Origin of the sequence: Caenimonas aquaedulcis, from assembly GCF_015831345.1 — a bacterium.
In the GTDB taxonomy this organism is placed as follows: domain Bacteria; phylum Pseudomonadota; class Gammaproteobacteria; order Burkholderiales; family Burkholderiaceae_C; genus Ramlibacter; species Ramlibacter aquaedulcis.
Window position 1 is genome coordinate 4122998 of sequence record NZ_JADWYS010000001.1, and the last position, 15076, is coordinate 4138073.

At 69.6% G+C, this 15076-nt stretch carries 13 protein-coding genes; 6 read left to right on the forward strand and 7 right to left on the reverse strand.

What is annotated here, in order from left to right; all coding sequences use genetic code 11:
• Positions 1–6: 6 nt before the first annotated feature.
• The 4 genes from I5803_RS19940 to I5803_RS19955 all read right to left on the reverse strand — a co-directional run bounded on the left by I5803_RS19940 (position 7) and on the right by I5803_RS19955 (position 3999).
• Positions 7–801, reverse strand: a complete 795-nt coding sequence (locus I5803_RS19940; protein ID WP_196988056.1) for a transporter substrate-binding domain-containing protein — start codon at positions 799–801, stop codon at positions 7–9.
• A complete protein-coding gene (locus tag I5803_RS19945; protein ID WP_196988057.1) occupies positions 798–1550 on the reverse strand; it encodes a GntR family transcriptional regulator in 753 nt (250 codons plus the stop codon). Before I5803_RS19945 ends, I5803_RS19940 begins: the two co-directional genes overlap by 4 nt.
• A gap of 272 nt (positions 1551–1822) precedes the next feature.
• Positions 1823–2584 carry a 2-keto-4-pentenoate hydratase gene (locus I5803_RS19950; protein WP_196988058.1) on the reverse strand — a complete coding sequence of 254 codons (762 nt, stop codon included), beginning with the start codon at positions 2582–2584 and terminating at the stop codon, positions 1823–1825.
• On the reverse strand, positions 2581–3999 hold the full coding sequence (locus I5803_RS19955; RefSeq protein WP_196988059.1) for an amidase: 1419 nt from the start codon (positions 3997–3999) through the stop codon (positions 2581–2583). Before I5803_RS19955 ends, I5803_RS19950 begins: the two co-directional genes overlap by 4 nt.
• 123 nt (positions 4000–4122) lie before the next feature.
• Between I5803_RS19955 and I5803_RS19960 the strand changes: the two genes are divergently transcribed.
• From I5803_RS19960 to I5803_RS19985, 6 genes are all read left to right on the forward strand, one after another.
• Positions 4123–5811: a long-chain fatty acid--CoA ligase gene (locus I5803_RS19960; RefSeq protein WP_196988060.1), complete on the forward strand. Its 1689-nt coding sequence runs from the start codon at positions 4123–4125 to the stop codon at positions 5809–5811.
• Positions 5812–5926: 115 nt separating this feature from the next.
• On the forward strand, positions 5927–7438 hold the full coding sequence (locus I5803_RS19965; protein ID WP_196988061.1) for an ATPase domain-containing protein: 1512 nt from the start codon (positions 5927–5929) through the stop codon (positions 7436–7438).
• Entirely contained in the window at positions 7435–9153 is a 1719-nt protein-coding gene (locus I5803_RS19970) for a response regulator (protein ID WP_196988062.1), read from the forward strand. Before I5803_RS19965 ends, I5803_RS19970 begins: the two co-directional genes overlap by 4 nt.
• A 1-nt stretch (position 9154) precedes the next feature.
• Complete coding sequence (locus I5803_RS19975; protein WP_196988654.1) at positions 9155–10069, forward strand: SDR family oxidoreductase; 915 nt, start codon at positions 9155–9157, stop codon at positions 10067–10069.
• Positions 10062–10958 carry an NAD(P)/FAD-dependent oxidoreductase gene (locus I5803_RS19980; protein WP_196988063.1) on the forward strand — a complete coding sequence of 299 codons (897 nt, stop codon included), beginning with the start codon at positions 10062–10064 and terminating at the stop codon, positions 10956–10958. The genes I5803_RS19975 and I5803_RS19980 overlap by 8 nt, the downstream gene beginning before the upstream one ends.
• A gap of 55 nt (positions 10959–11013) precedes the next feature.
• Positions 11014–12117: a mandelate racemase/muconate lactonizing enzyme family protein gene (locus I5803_RS19985; protein WP_196988064.1), complete on the forward strand. Its 1104-nt coding sequence runs from the start codon at positions 11014–11016 to the stop codon at positions 12115–12117.
• A 14-nt stretch (positions 12118–12131) separates the two neighbouring features.
• Here I5803_RS19985 and I5803_RS19990 read toward each other — a convergent pair whose 3' ends face one another.
• The 3 genes from I5803_RS19990 to I5803_RS20000 are packed head-to-tail and all read right to left on the reverse strand — an operon-like array spanning position 12132 to position 15024.
• Positions 12132–12518, reverse strand: coding sequence for a DUF488 domain-containing protein (locus I5803_RS19990; protein ID WP_196988065.1), 387 nt, complete (start codon positions 12516–12518; stop codon positions 12132–12134).
• Entirely contained in the window at positions 12515–13375 is an 861-nt protein-coding gene (locus I5803_RS19995; RefSeq protein ID WP_196988066.1) for a metallophosphoesterase family protein, read from the reverse strand. The genes I5803_RS19990 and I5803_RS19995 overlap by 4 nt, the downstream gene beginning before the upstream one ends.
• Positions 13372–15024 (reverse strand): bifunctional phosphatase PAP2/diacylglycerol kinase family protein, encoded by a 1653-nt coding sequence (locus I5803_RS20000; RefSeq protein WP_196988067.1) that lies wholly within the window; start codon positions 15022–15024, stop codon positions 13372–13374. The genes I5803_RS19995 and I5803_RS20000 overlap by 4 nt, the downstream gene beginning before the upstream one ends.
• Positions 15025–15076: the final 52 nt, after the last annotated feature.

Below are 15076 nucleotides of genomic sequence, written 5' to 3' on the forward strand. Positions count from 1 at the left end.
GGGCGATCAGTTCGGCAGGTCGCCGGCCGGGCGGCCGAGCCACTTCACGGACATCTTGTCGATGTCGCCGTTCTTCTTGGCCTCGGCGAGGATCTCGTTGACCTTTAGGCGCAGCTTGTCCTCGCCCTTGCCCACGCCGATGAAGTTCGGCGAGTCCTTCAGCACGAACTTGTATTCGGTGCCCAGCTGCGGGTTCTTGGCCATCATGTTGCCCGCGACCTGCGCGCTGGTGGCGACGAGTTGCGTCTGGCCGGCGACGAAGGCGGACACCGTGGAGTTGTTGTCCTCGAAGCGGCGCAGCTCGGTGGTGGGCGGCGCGACCTTGGTGAGTTCGGCATCGTCGACGGAACCGCGCGTGACGGAGATCGACTTGCCGGCGAGGTCGGCGGGCGCCTTCACCGTCATCGTCTTCGGGCCGAACACGGCGATGAAGAAGGGCGAGTAGGCGGAAGTGAAGTCGATCACCTTCTCGCGCTCGGGGTTCTTGCCGAGGGTGGAGATCACGAGGTCCGCCTTCTTGGTCTGCAGGTAGGCGATGCGGTTGGCGGTGGTCACGGGCAGCAGTTCCACCTTCACGCCGAGCTTGGCGGCGATGTAGTTGGCCATGTCGATGTCCAGGCCCTGGGGCTTCAGGTCCGTGCCGACGAAGCCGTACGGCGGGAAGTCCGTGGGGATCGCGATCTTGATTTCCTTCGCCTTCATCACGTCGTCGAGCGCGGTCTGCGCCTGCGCGGTGAGCGTGGTGCCGCCGAGCGCGGCGGCTGCGAGGGCGAGGGTGAAGAGGCGCTTGCCGGGGTTCATAAGACTTCTCCTAGGTAGGTGGAACGGGTGGACCGCGTCTTGCGGGCCGGGGATGGATCCTTGCCACGCAACTCCCGTGCCTTGCCCATGGGGGCGAGGGCGTCGCGCAGTTTCGACAGCGGGTCGGCGTCGCCGGGCATCTGCAGCTTGAGTTGCCAGGTGGAGAGGTGGGCGGCCATGAGCTGCTCGGCCTTCTTCAGCTCCCCTGCTTCGAGCGCGGCCACGATGTCCACGTGTTCCGAGCACGACTGCGCGGCGTCTTCCGGCGTCTGGTAGCGCATCGCGATGAGGGTGGTGCGGGCGGTGAAGTCGCGCAGGGTCTCGGCCAGCAGCGAGTTGCCCAGGCATTCCGCCAGGCACACATGGAAGTCGCCGAGCAGGAAGCTGCGGGCGCCCACGTCGCTGCCCTTGATGGCCGCCTTCTGCCGCGCCAGGTGAGCACGCAGGCGCGTGATCTCGGGCTTGTCGACTTTCTTCGTCGTGCGGATGAGGCCGGTTTCGATGACGCGGCGCGCTTCGAAAGCTTCGCGCGCTTCGTCCTGCGAGGGCTCGACCACGTACCAGCCGCGCCGCGCGCTGACGGTGACGATGCCGCGCGCGGCGAGCCGCGTGAGCGCCTCGCGCACGATGGTGCGGCTGCAGTCGAACAGCATCGCGAGCTGCTGCTCGCCGAGCCGCGAACCGGGCTCCAGTTTGCGCGCCATGACGGCTTCGAGGATGCGGTCGCTGATCTCGGAGGAAGTGGCCATGAATCAATGTATAGCAGTTGCCGTGCCACTGGTATACAAGACTTGCGCACCAAAATTGGGGGTTTCCCGGGGGTGGGTGCACCACGGCGGGGCGAGGTGGTGCATGTGGGGCGTTTTGAACGCAGAGAGCGCAGAGGTTTCGCAGAGGACGCAGAGGAAATGCAGGAAGAAATCCAAGGGAATCTTCAATTCATTGGATTCGGTCTTCCTCTGCGTCCTCTGCGGAACCTTCGCGTCCTCTGCGTTCAAAAGACGGAGGCGCGCCCCAAAAATCAGAACCGCAGTTCCACCAGCCCGATCCCGGCCAGTTGAGCCTGCACATGCGCACCCTCCGGAGCGAACAGCATACCGGTGCACGACCCCGTCGTGACCACCTGTCCCGCACGCAAGGGCGCGCCGCGCTGCACGCAGTGCCACGCGAGCCAGGAGAGCAGGCGCCAGATGTCGGCGGCGGGGTTGGCGCCGCGTGTCACCGCCACGGGCTGGCCGTCGAAGGCGAGGTAGGCCTCCACGACGCGCAGGTCCACGTCGTCCGGCACCAGCGTCGAAGGGGCTCCGAGCACCATGCCCCCATGGCTTTGCAGGTCCGCCAGCTGGGCGAGCGGGGTGCTGTCGCGCCAATCGGCCAGGCGCGTCTCCACGACTTCGATCGCGGGGAGCACTTCGCCGATGGCGGCGCGTACGGTCGCGGCGTCGGGCGGGCCGTCGCGCGGCACGAGGTCGTGCGCGAGGCGCACCGCGACTTCCAGCTCGATGCCGCGCATGCGCCACGGCGGCCCGGCGAGCGTGATGCCGCTGGAGAAGAATCCGGCCGCCGGCAGCGGCGCGCAATTCGGCTCCTGGTCGAGGCCCTTCGCGCCGACCTTCCAGCCCCCGATGGGGCCGAGCGACGCGAGCGTGGCGTCCTGCACGCGGAAGGCCGTGTCGCGATCCGGCGGTGTCGCCTCCGCGTGGGGGACCGCGGTGGATCCCTTGTGCGTGGCGGCGAGGCGGCGGCCCAGCGCGGCGGGATCGAAAGCGGAGGGTGGGGTCATGGCGCCGCCATCGTAGGGGGAGGTTCCGGCGGCCACACGGCCTCCGGCGGAAAGGCCTGCTCCCACCTGTGGGCAAATGCGAGCAGCGAGGCATCGGCGCCGCGCGGCCCGACGAGCTGAAAACCGACCGGCAAGCCCCCGGCGAAGCCGCCGGGCAGCGCGATGGCCGGCAGGCCCGCGGCGTTGACGAAGGCCGTGAAGATCGCGTGGCCCCGCGGCCCGGCGGGCCGTCCGGCGATCAGCGCGGGATGCGTCTCGCCCAGCGGCCAGGGCGGCGCGGCGGTGGCAGGGGTGAGGATGAAGTCGTGCGCGGAGAACACGTCGACCAGCCGCGCCTGCAAGGTGCGCACGGCGGCAAGTGCATCGAAGAGCGCCGTGGCGGACAGGCCGGCGCCATGCGCCGCGTTCGCGCGCGCGGCGGCGCCGCAGCGTTCGAGGTCCACGGGCTGCGTGCCGCGCTGCCCCAGTTCCGGAAAGCGCGACGCATCGGCCAGCATCCACGCGAGGCCCGCGTTCGACAACGACGGCCACGCGTCGTTGACCGCTTCGGACCATCCCACGCCGGCGACCTCGGTCACGGCGTGCCCCATCGATGCGAATTGCGAAGCCGCGCGTTCGACGGCCGCTGCGATCCCCGCATCGACCGGATGATCCGCGAACGTGCGCACGAAGAGGAGGCGGACAGGGCCATGCGTTTCATCGGTTGCACCGGGCGGCACCATCGCATGCGCGAACGCCTGCACGTCCGCCACGCGGCGGGCCATCAGCCCCGGCTGCTCGAAGTGCAGGAAGATCTCCGGCAGGCCGCCGCCGCGCGCGAGCCAGTCCGCGCCAGGCTTGAAGCCGACCACGCCGGTGTGGGAGGCGGGCCGGCGTGTCGAGCCCCCTCCGTCGGTCGCGAGCGCGAGCGGTCCCATGCCGCACGCGACGGCGGCCGCTGCGCCGCCTGAAGAGCCACCCGGTGTGCGCGCCAGGTTCCACGGGTTGCGCGTGGCGCCGGCAAGGAGGTTTTCGGTGACGCCTTGCAGCGCGAACTCGGGCAGCATCGTCTTGCCGAAGATCACCGCCCCGGTGGCGCGCAGCCTGGCGACGGGCAACTCGTCCTGCGGCGCGATGAAGCCTTCCAGCAACCGGCTGCCCCAGGTGGTGGGCATGCCGGCGGCGTGCAGGTTGTCCTTCAGGCTCACGGGCACGCCGTCCAGCGGACTCAACGGTTGGCCGCGGGACCAGCGCGCTGCGCTCTCGCGCGCGGACGCCAACGCGCCGGCGGCGTCCACGTGCAGCATCGCGTTGACCGCGCCCTGGCATGCGGCCACGCGCGCGAGGCAGGCGTGCAAGGCATCCACCGGGTCGAAATCGCGCCGGCGGTAGCCGTCGCTCAGCGCCAGCGCGCCCAGGCGCCAGAGGTCGGTCATGCGGTCTCCATTTCCGTGCCGATGATATCGGCGCGCGATCGGCGCGCGGCCCGGCGTCGCCAAAGCGACCGCGTTGGGGCCATCCCTGATGCACCGCATCAGGCGCAGGGATAGGCTGGCCCCATGCAACGCCCGCACTACAAATTCTGGCCACGTCGCCTGCCGCACGCGATCACGCCGCCCGCCACCTCGCTCTGGGACAACCTCGACACCAGCGCCCGCCGTTACCCGGACAAGGCCGCGCTGGTCTTCTTCGGGCGTACCGTCACCTACCGGCAACTGCGCGAGCAGGCCGAGCGCCTCGCGGCCCGGCTGCACGCACTGGGCGTGCGCAAGGGCGACCGCGTCATGCTCGACATGCAGAACTGCCCGCAGCTCGTCATCGCGCACTTCGCGATCCTGCGCGCCAACGCGGTGGTGGTGCCGGTCAACCCGATGAACCGCGCGCAGGAGCTGCAGCATTACATCGACGACCCGGACGCGAAAGTCGCCATCACCACCTCCGACCTCGCCGCGGAGGTCGCGAAAGCCAGCGATGCGCTGCCGCAGGGCAGGCGCCTCGCGCACCTCATCGTCACGCAGTTCGCGGACGCCTTCGATGCGGACGGAGAGGAGGCGCGCGCGATGCCCGCCGCATGGCGCGACTGGCTGCTCACGCCGCACCCGCTGCCGGCGTTCGCGGGCGGCGAAGCCATCCGCTGGACCGATGCGCTGGACATCGCGGCGCCGCCGCCCGCGCTGGACGTCGGTCCGTCCGACATGGCCGTGCTGCCCTACACCAGCGGCACCACCGGCCTGCCCAAGGGCTGCATGCACCTGCACTCGAGCATCATGCACAACGCGGTGTCGAGCGCGACCTGGGGCAACGGCACGTCCGAGAACGTCACGCTGCTGGTCGTGCCGATGTTCCACATCACCGGCATGGTGAGCGTGATGCACGCGAGCATCTACATGGCCGCGACGCTCGTCGTGATGCCGCGCTGGGACCGCGACCTCGCGGGCCGCCTCATCTCGCGCCACCGCGTGACGACCTGGACGAACATCCCGACGATGGTGATCGACCTGATGGGCAGCCCGAGCTTCGGCGAGTACGACCTCTCCAGCATCGTGCACATCGGCGGCGGCGGCGCGGCGATGCCGCAGGCGGTGGCGCAGCGCCTGCTCGAGCAGTTCGGCCTGCGCTACGTGGAAGGCTACGGGCTCACCGAGACCGCGGCGCCCTCGCACAGCAACCCGCCCGACGACCCGAAGCAGCAGTGCCTGGGCATACCCTTCATGGGCTGCGATTCGCGCGTCGTCGACCCCGACACGCTGCAGGAAGTGCCGGTGGGCGAGCAGGGCGAGATCATCACGCACGGCCCCATGGTGTTCGCGGGCTACTGGAAGCGGCCGGAAGCCACCGCGGCCGCGTTCATCGAGTTCGAGGGCAAGCGCTTCTTCCGCTCCGGCGACCTCGGCCGCATGGATGCCGACGGCTACTTCTTCCTCACCGACCGGCTCAAGCGGATGATCAACGCGTCCGGCTTCAAGGTCTGGCCGGCCGAGGTGGAAGCGCTCATGTTCCGCCACCCGGCCATCCAGGAAGCGTGCGTGATCGCCGCCAGGGATGCGTACCGCGGCGAGACGGTTAAGGCGGTGGTGGTGCTGCGGGCCTCGCACAAGGGGCAGGTGAGCGAGCAGGACGTGATCGACTGGTGCCGCGAGAACATGGCCGTCTACAAGGTGCCGCGAATTGTCCAGTTCGCCGACGCGCTGCCCAAGAGCGGCAGCGGCAAGGTGATGTGGCGCACCCTCCAGGAGGCGGAAGGCTGACCGCCGTGAAATAGGTCCGTGGGGCCAGCTCGGCTGTCGGTCTCCTCCTACACGAGGGCGGAAGGTTTGCGAATAGCATCGGGCGCATTCTGTCTCTGAGCCATTCCACGATTCGATGCGTGCCAACCCCTCCGCGCCCAATTTCGACCAGCAGGCCCGCGCATCCACCGGCATCAAGGGCCTGGATGACATCCTGGGTGGCGGCCTCCCCGAAAATCACCTCTACCTCGTCGAGGGCACGCCCGGCGCGGGCAAGACGACGCTGGGCCTTCAGTTCCTTCGCAAGGGCGTCGAAAGCGGCGACAAGGGCCTCTACATCACCCTCTCGGAGACGGCCGCCGAACTGAAGACGGTGGCGGCGTCGCATGGCTGGACGCTCGACGGCGTGGAGATTTTCCAGCTGGTCACCGAAGACGGCCTGAGCCCCGAATCCGAGCAGTCGATCCTGCATCCGTCGGAGGTGGAGCTCGGCGAGACGACGCGGGGCATCATGGCCGCCGTCGAGCAGATCCGGCCGCGCCGGGTCGTCTTCGACAGCCTGTCGGAGATGCGCCTGCTGGCCCAGAACTCCCTGCGCTACCGCCGGCAGGTGCTGGCACTGAAGAGCTTCTTTTCCTCGCGCAACTGCACCGTGCTGCTGCTGGACGACCGCAGCGCGTCGCACGACGACCTGCAGCTGCACAGCATCGCGCACGGCGTGATCGCCCTGGACCACAGCGTGGACTCCTACGGCCCCGAGCGCCGCCACCTGCGGGTGGTGAAGATGCGCGGCATCCCGTTTCGCGGCGGCGAGCACGACTTCAACCTCGATACCGGCGGGCTGTCGGTGTTTCCGCGACTCGTGGCGGCGGAACACCGCACGGATTTCGAAGGCGAGCTCGTGTCCACCGGCACGGCCGCGCTCGACTTGTTGCTCGGCGGCGGCATCGCGCGCGGCAGCAACACGCTCTTCGCGGGACCGTCGGGCGTGGGCAAGACCACCACGGCGGTGGCATGCACGCGCGCCGCGCTGTTGCGCGGCGAAAGGGCGGTCTATTACTGTTTCGACGAGGGCCTCGCGACGCTGCTGACCCGCAGCCGGGCCCTGGGCATGGACGTGGACCCGTTCCTGCGCAGCGGGCAGCTGAGGCTGCAGATGCTGGATCCGGCGGAGGTATCGCCGGGCGAATTCGCCAACATGGTCCGTGCGGCCGTGGAAGACGGCGCGCGCACAGTGGTGATCGACAGCCTCAACGCGTACCTGCAGGCCATGTCGGGCGACAAGCACCTGCTGCTGCAGATGCACGAACTGCTCACCTACCTGAACCAGCGCGGCGTCGTCACCATCCTCATCCTCGCGCAACATGGCCTCGTGGGGGACGTGCGCGGCGACGTGGATTTGAGTTACCTGTCGGACGGCATCCTGCTGTTCCGTTTTTTCGAGGCGCGCGGCAGCCTGCTCAAGGCGGTCTCGGCCGTCAAGAGCCGCACCAGCCCGCACGAGCTCACCATCCGCGAGTTCCGGCTGGGACCGAAGGGCATCGAGGTCGGCGAGGCGCTGACCGATTTCCACGGTGTCATGTCCGGTATCGCCACTTACCGCGGAAGCATGCCCCTGCTGTCCGACGCCGACGGGACCCCCGCATGACCGAATTGAGAGTACTCGTCCATGCACCGCGGGGCCGGGACGCCGCCGTGGTGAAGGACGTGATCGAGGCCAGCCACCGCGTCGAGGTCTGCGCCACCGCACCGCAGCTGGTTGCGGCCCTGAATGCGGGAGCCGCGGCCGCGGTGCTGACGGAAGAAGTCCTGAACGAGGCGGGCCTGGCCGAGGCCCTGCGCACGTGGCTCGCCGGCCAGCCGCCCTGGTCCGACTTTCCCTTCGTCGTCCTGGCGGCCCGCAAGGTCGGGCCGCGCGCGCAGAGCGCGACGCAGGCCCTGCACGGCCTGGGCAACGTGATCCTGCTCGAGCGGCCGCTCAACGCCGAGACGCTCGCGAGCGCCGCGGACGCCGCCGTGCGGGCCCGGAGGCGCCAGTACGCGACGCGCATGCACCTGGAGGAAATCCAGCAGGGCCAGTCCAAGCTCGAGCAGCTCAACGGCGAGCTCGAGCGCCGCATCGAGGGCCGCACGCGCGAGCTGTCGGAGGCGAACAACCGGCTGATGAAGGAAATCTCCGAGCGCGAGCGCGCCCAGGCGGCGCTCACGCAGTCGCAGAAGATGGAGGCGATCGGCCGGCTCACCGGCGGCATCGCGCACGACTTCAACAATCTCCTGCACGTGGTCAACATGAACCTCGAGCTGATCTCCCTCTATGCGAAGGAGGAGAAGGTCAAGCCGGTGGTGGACCGCGCCAAGAGCGCGTCGCGGCGCGGGGCGAAGCTCACGGGCCAGCTCCTTTCGTTCGCGCGCAACCAGTCGCTCATGCCCAAGCTCACGCACGTGAACCGGCTGCTGATGGGCATGAAGGACCTGATCGAGATCTCCGCGGGGAGCGCGGTGGCCGTGGAGTTCGAATTGTGCGAGCAGGACGCCGCCGTCGTCGTGGACCCGAGCCAGCTCGAGATGGCGGTGCTGAACCTCGCCGTCAACTCCCGCGACGCGATGCCCGAAGGCGGCATCCTCACCATCTCCACCTGCGAGAAGCAGGACGTCGAAGCGTACGGCGAACTCGCGCGCGGCGACTACGTCGTGGTCACCGTGAGCGACACGGGCCCCGGCATCCCGCCGCAGTTCCTGTCGAAGGTGTTCGACCCCTTCTTCACGACCAAGCCGCTGGGCAGCGGCACGGGGTTGGGCCTGAGCCAGGTGTACGGCTTCGCGCGGCAATCGGGCGGCCTCGCCTTCATCCGCAGCGAGACGGACAAGGGCACGACGGTGGAGATGTATTTCCCCGCGGCGCGCGACGAGCAGGAGGACCAGTCGGTGCCCCTGCAATCGCTGCCGCTGCCGCGCGGCGAGAAGGCCAGGCGCATCCTCGTCGTGGAAGACGACGCCGACGTGCGCCGCGTGATCGTCGAATGCCTGGGCCTCATCGGCTACAGCGTCAACGAGGCGGCCAACGGCACCGAAGGCCTGGAGGCGATCGGCCGCGCAAAGCCCGACGTGCTGATCGTGGACTACGCGATGCCGGACATGACGGGCGCCGAAGTGATCTCCAAGGCGCGCGAGATGGGGCACCACATGCCCGTCATCCTCGCGACCGGCTATGCGGACATGGCGGAAGTGGAGCGTCTCGCCGGCAAGCTCGCGATCCTGCGCAAGCCTTTCGACATCAACACCCTGGGCGACGCCGTGGCACGCGCACTGGACGGCAAGCCCGTCGAGGAAGCGGAAGAGAGCGGGGCGCTCAGCAGCGCGTGACGTGAAGCGCAGCACCCTGGCCGGGCAGGTCATCGTCATCACCGGCGCCACGAGCGGCATCGGGCTGTGCACCGCGCAGCTCGCGGCGCAGCGCGGCGCCAAAGTCGTCCTGGTCGCGCGCAGCACTGGCGTGCTCGAGAGCGTCGTGCGGCTGATCCGCGAGAGCGGCCATGACGCGATCCACCTCGTCGCCGACGTGGCCGACCGCGCGCAGGTCGCGGCCGCGGCCCAGGCGGCGATCGACGCCTACGGGCGCATCGACACCTGGGTCAACAACGCGGGCGTGTCCATCTACGGGCGGCTCGACGAGGTGAGCGAGGAAGACAGCCGGCGGATGTTCGACGTGAACTTCTGGGGCGTGGTCAACGGCTCGCTGGCGGCCCTGCCGCATCTGAAAGCCAGCGAAGGCGCGCTCATCAACGTGGGCAGCGAGGTGTCCGAACTCGCGCTGCCCCTGCAGGGCATGTATGCCAGCTCCAAGCTCGCGGTGAAGGGCTTCACCGACGCGCTGCGCGTCGAGCAGGAGGAAGTGGACAAGTCAGGCGTGTCGGTCACGCTGATCCAGCCGTCCGCCGTGGATACCCCGCATCCGCAGCATGCGCGCAACTACATGGATGCCGAGCCGCGTCATCCGACGCCCACGATCGATCCGGCGCGCGTCGCCGAGGCGATCCTCCGGGCCGCGACCGAGGGCGGGCGCGACGTGAAGGTCGGCGCCATCGCGATGTTGAACAGCGCGATGTCCACGCTCGCGCCCGCACTCGCGGACAAGCTCGCCGCGCGGCGCGCGGACCGGCAGCAGACGGACCAGCCGCCGCAGCGGCCCGCGGGCGCGCTCTACGAGCCCACCGAATCGGGCCGCATCCACGGGCTGCCCCAGCCCGACGAAGCATTCGCCGGCGAGGCGGATGACTGAGCCGCCGCTCGACTGCCTCGTGATCGGCGGCGGTGCGGCGGGTCTCGTGGCCTGCGTCTACCTCGGCCGGTTCCGGCGCCGCGTGGCGCTGGTCGACGAGGGCAAGAGCCGTCTGGGCTGGATTCCGAAGACGCGCAACGTGATGGGATTTCCGGACGGCATCGCGGGCAAGGACCTGTGGGCGCGCATGCGGGAGCACGCGGCCAACTATGGCGTGACCGCGCATGTGGGACGCGTGGAGAGGCTCGCGCGCGGCGCCGACGGCATCTTCGACGCCACATCGGGCAAGCAGCGCTGGCGCGCCCGCTTCGTGATCCTGGCGACGGGCGCGGTCGACGTCGTGCCCGAGCTGGGCGGCCTCGCGGAATCGCTGCAGGCGGGCGTGGTGCGCTACTGCCCCGTGTGCGATGGCTACGAGACCGAAGGGCAGCGCGTGGCCGTGCTGGGCCGCGAGGTGCACGGCATGCGCGAATCCGCCTTCCTCTCGGGCTTCGCGAACGAGGTGACCTGGCTGTCGATGGACTCGCACGCGTCGCTCCCGCAGGACGCGCTCGCCCATCTGCGCGAGCGCAAGGTCGCGATCGCCGGCGGCGACCCGCGCCACATCCACTGCGCGCCCGGGCAGGGCGTCACCGTGGAAATGCACGACGGCAAGCGGCACGAGTTCGACGTGCTCTACCCGGCCCTGGGCATCACGCATGCGTCGGAGCTCGCGACGGCGCTCGGCGCGCGTGCGCAGGAGGACGGCCAGCTCGAAGTCGACGACCACCTGCAGACGACGGTGGACGGCCTGTACACCGCGGGCGACGTGGCGGTCGGCCTGAACCAGATCAACGTCGCGGCGGGGCACGCCGCGATCGCGGCCACGGCCATCCACAACCGGCTCTGACCGCCGGCTCGCGCTGGACTACGATGGGCGACCTTCGTCGTATCCAGGAGCGCGCGTGAAGATCAACACCGTGGAGCCCTTCATCCTGCACGTGCCGGTCACCGGCTCGCAGATCGCCGACAGCACGCACACCATCAGCCACTGGGGCGTGGTCGGCGCGCGCATCGCCACGGAGGACGGGCTGGAAGGCTTCGGCTTCACCGGCACGCATGCCTTTCTTGCCGGCGACCGCCTCATCACGCAGTGCATCTCGACATGCCACGCGCCGCTGCTCATCGGCGAGGACCCGGACGACGTGCAGCGCCTCTGGCTCAAGCTCGCGCGCCATCCCGCCCTGCAGTGGATCGGCCGTGCAGGCATCACCACGCTGTCGCACGCGGCGATCGACGTCGCCCTCTGGGACCTGAAGGCCAAGCGCGCGGGCGTGCCGCTGTGGAAGCTGCTCGGCGGGCAGGTGCGCGAGAAGGTGCGCGCGTACAACACCGACATCGGCTGGCTGAGCATCGCGGACGACAAGCTCGTGGAAGGCGCTCGCCGCGCGGTGGACGACGGATTCACGGGCATCAAGATCAAGGTGGGTTCGACCGTGGAGCGGGACCCCGCGCGGCTGGCCGCGGTGCGCCGCGCGATCGGCCCGTCGGTCACGCTGGCCATCGACGGCAACGGCAAGTGGGACCTGCCCACCTGCCTGCGCTTTTGCCACGGCGCGCGGGACCAGGACGTCTACTGGTTCGAGGAGCCGCTCTGGTACGACGACGTGAAGTCGCATGCGGAGCTGGCGCGCGCCACGAGCATTCCCGTCGCACTGGGCGAGCAGCTGTACACGCAGGATGCCTTTGCCGAGTTCTTCCACCAGCGCGCGATCCATTGGGTGCAGCCCGACGTGACCCGCATGGCCGGCATCACCGAGGTGTGGCGCGTGTGCGAGACGGCGAATTCCTATCGCCTGCCCGTGGCGCCGCATGCGGGCGACATGAGCCAGGTGCACGTGCACCTGAACTACGCCCACCCGGCGTGCGCCGTGCTGGAGTACATCCCGTGGATCAAGGATTGCTTCGAGGAGCCGGCGGAGGTGGTGGACGGGGTGTTCCGCTTGCCGCAGCAGCCGGGCGCGGGCACGACGCCGACGGCGCGGGCCTGGGAGCGGTTTCGCGTTTGATTTGCGGACGCACGCTACGCCAAAGACGCCCCGCGCTCGGACAACAAGGCCCGCAGCAGCGACCGATGGCACCGCGACTCCTCCTCGCAATAGCAGCCTAGCGAAAACGAGGAGGTATGCGACAGCGCCGCCAGCAAGTCCAGCACGTGGCTCGCATCGGGCTGCTTCATCTGCGCCTTGAACTTTCGCGAGAAGGCGGCCCAGTCCTTGTCGGTTTCGGCTGCGAGGCCTTGCGCCATCAGTTCCGCCGTGGGCGAAAGATTGGGCAGCCAGGTGTCGTAGAAGTCGCGCTTGCCGAATTCGCTCTTCGGCACGCCGCGCGGCGGTCGGCGCACGGTGCCCAGGCGGGGGCCTTCGTCGGGGGATCGGGGGGTGCCGAGTCGAACGATGCGGATGCTCATCCCGTCAGCGTAACGGTTTCCGTGGGAGCGGTCGATCCCTGCGCGCCCTGCGCGGCCACTTCGCGCCAGCCCTGCGCTTCCCGTTCGTAGCGGCGGCTGGAGTGCAGGCTGAAGGCGCTGCCGTCCCACTGGTAGCGGTCGAGGCGGATCTCGTCGCCGTGCACGCAGATCGCGTTGAAGGAATTGTTCTCGCCGCGCCCGCGCGTGGAGGTCGCCGTGCCCGCCTGGATCGTGAGCGCGGCATAGCCGCCGAGCTCGTAGCGGTCGGACGTGCTGCCCACGTGATGCAGGTGCATGTGCCCGGACAGCAGGAGGTCCGCCCCGCACTTGGCGAATTCGCGCATCGCCATCTTCGCGCGCCACACGAGGTCGTCGTTGTCCTTGTCCTGGGGCAGGTCGAAGGGATGGTGCGTGACGACGATCTTGGTGATGTGCGCATCGAGGGCTTCGAAGCGCTCGCGCAGCAGCGCCACCTGGTCCTGGTTGATGCGCCCGTCCTTGATCGTGAGCGAGCGCGCCGTGTTCACGCCCGCCACGGCGATCTCGTCGTCGGCGAAGAAGGGGTCGAGCTCGGCGGTGATGTGGCGGCGAAAGCCCTTGAGCGGATTGACGAAGCGCTTGAAGACGTTGTGCAGCGGGATATCGTGGTTGCCCGGCACGACGAGCTGCGGCCGGGGCAGTGTGTCGAGGTATTCGCGCGCGGCCTTGAACTGCCCGCTGCGCGCGCGCTGCGTGAGGTCGCCCGACACGACGACGAGGCTCGGGTCGATGCGCTCCACGCATTCGCGCAGCGGCGCGAGCAGCGCGTCGTCGACGCGGCCGAAGTGGAGGTCCGACAGGTGCACCACCATTCTCATTGATTGTCTCCTGGCTCTTCCGGCGCGGGGACGATGACGCGCAATGCCGCGGGCCGGATGCGGTAGGTCAAGGGCGTTTCCATGAGGCTCACTTCGCCGTCGGTCGCCACGCGCATGTGGCGGTGGCGCGTGTTCACGACCAGCGACTGCGCCGTGAGGATATCGAAGTCCTTCGCCTGGCGCAGCCGGCGGAACAGTGCGCGCAATGCGAGCCGCAGCAGGCCGAAGCGGCCCGTGCGCTGGGTGATGTACAGGCTCAGCTTGCCGTCCGCGAGGCCCTGGCTGCGCCCGCCGATCTCGAAGCCTTCCATCGTGTACTCGTTGTTGCCGATGAACGCGAAGGCGCTGCGCCGGGAGATCGGCTTGCCGTCGACTTCCATGTCGAAGGACAGCACGGGGTAGCGCTGCGCGGCATGAAGGGATGCGGCGAGGAGGGCGCCCCACTTGCCGCGCCCGAGGCGCCGGCGCTGGCGCTCGCGGTCGAGGACGATGTCGGGGTAGAGGCCGAGGCTGGAATTGTTGATGAAGACGCGCCCGTTCACTTCGGCGACATCGACCTGGACCGCGTGGCCGCGAGCCAGCACGCCGAGGGCGGCATCCACTTCGATGGGGATGCCGAGGTCCTTGGCGAAGTGGTTGAGCGTGCCCATCGGCAGCACGCCGAGCGTCACCCGCGTGCCCGCGAGCTGCGAGGCGACCGCGCTCACCGTGCCGTCCCCTCCGGAGGCGACCACCATGTCAGCGCCGCGCGCGACAGCCTGTTTCGCGGTCGACAGGATTTCCTCGCCGCTGTGGACGAGGGTCACCCGGGCGTCGAGCCCGTGCTCGCGAAGCTTGCCTTCGACGTCCCGGGCCCATTCGGGCGCGCAGCCCTGGCCGGAACTGCTGTTGGCGATGACCTCGATGCGGGCGTCGGCCGCAGCCCCCGCGGCAGCGCCGGCGGCCGGTGCGGCAGGCGTGGTGGCGGGCGCCGCCGCCGGCCGCACCGGCCCGGCCACCCGCTCGGCCGGGTGCCGGCCCAGCAGCACGTAGCAGAACATCAGCCATGCGCAACCTTCGGCGACGGCGGCGAGCACGTCGCTCGGGTAGTGCACACCGAGGTACACGCGCGACAAGGCCGTGAACGCGACCATGCCGACCGCCGCCACGACACCGGCGGCCCGCCAGCGCACCGGCGCCCGGTACGCGAAGAGCAGGGTGAGCACGAAACCCCACCACACGGTGGCGCCCGCCGTGTGGCCGCTCGGAAAGCTGAAGGTGTGCAGCGCCGGCAGCGGGGACTCCATCACCGGCCGGCTGCGGTGGAACTCGTACTTGACGAGTGCGTTGAGGATGAGTCCGCCGGGAACGGCCATGAGCAGGAAGGGCAGCCACGCCGCGCGCCGCTGCCAGATCAGCACGCCGGCCGCCGCGGCGGCCATGAGGCACACGCCGGTATAGCTGTGGAGATGCGTCACCCCGACCATCAGCCGGGTGAGGGTCTCGCGCGAATGCGCGTGCACCCAGGCCATGACGCCGGCGTCGGCGCGGGTGATTGGGCCCGCACGGACGAGATCGGTGGCCAGCCAGGCGAACGAGAGGAGGGCGGCCGCCAGGAAGGCGAGCGCCTCGGGGGCCGTCAGCCGGAGGGGGGCGGGGGACCGCTGCATTGCCGCGAGCATGGCGCAGCGGCTGACCTCGCCCTGTAGTCGCGCCGCGTCA

Coding starts and splice junctions, on each gene's coding strand:
- I5803_RS19940 (WP_196988056.1), bottom strand. CDS start 801: ATGAACCCCGGCAAGCGCCTCTTCACCCTCGCCCTCGCAGCCGCCGCG.
- I5803_RS19945 (WP_196988057.1), bottom strand. CDS start 1,550: ATGGCCACTTCCTCCGAGATCAGCGACCGCATCCTCGAAGCCGTCATG.
- I5803_RS19950 (WP_196988058.1), bottom strand. CDS start 2,584: ATGACCCCACCCTCCGCTTTCGATCCCGCCGCGCTGGGCCGCCGCCTC.
- I5803_RS19955 (WP_196988059.1), bottom strand. CDS start 3,999: ATGACCGACCTCTGGCGCCTGGGCGCGCTGGCGCTGAGCGACGGCTAC.
- I5803_RS19960 (WP_196988060.1), top strand. CDS start 4,123: ATGCAACGCCCGCACTACAAATTCTGGCCACGTCGCCTGCCGCACGCG.
- I5803_RS19965 (WP_196988061.1), top strand. CDS start 5,927: ATGCGTGCCAACCCCTCCGCGCCCAATTTCGACCAGCAGGCCCGCGCA.
- I5803_RS19970 (WP_196988062.1), top strand. CDS start 7,435: ATGACCGAATTGAGAGTACTCGTCCATGCACCGCGGGGCCGGGACGCC.
- I5803_RS19980 (WP_196988063.1), top strand. CDS start 10,062: ATGACTGAGCCGCCGCTCGACTGCCTCGTGATCGGCGGCGGTGCGGCG.
- I5803_RS19990 (WP_196988065.1), bottom strand. CDS start 12,518: ATGAGCATCCGCATCGTTCGACTCGGCACCCCCCGATCCCCCGACGAA.
- I5803_RS19995 (WP_196988066.1), bottom strand. CDS start 13,375: ATGAGAATGGTGGTGCACCTGTCGGACCTCCACTTCGGCCGCGTCGAC.
- I5803_RS20000 (WP_196988067.1), bottom strand. CDS start 15,024: ATGCAGCGGTCCCCCGCCCCCCTCCGGCTGACGGCCCCCGAGGCGCTC.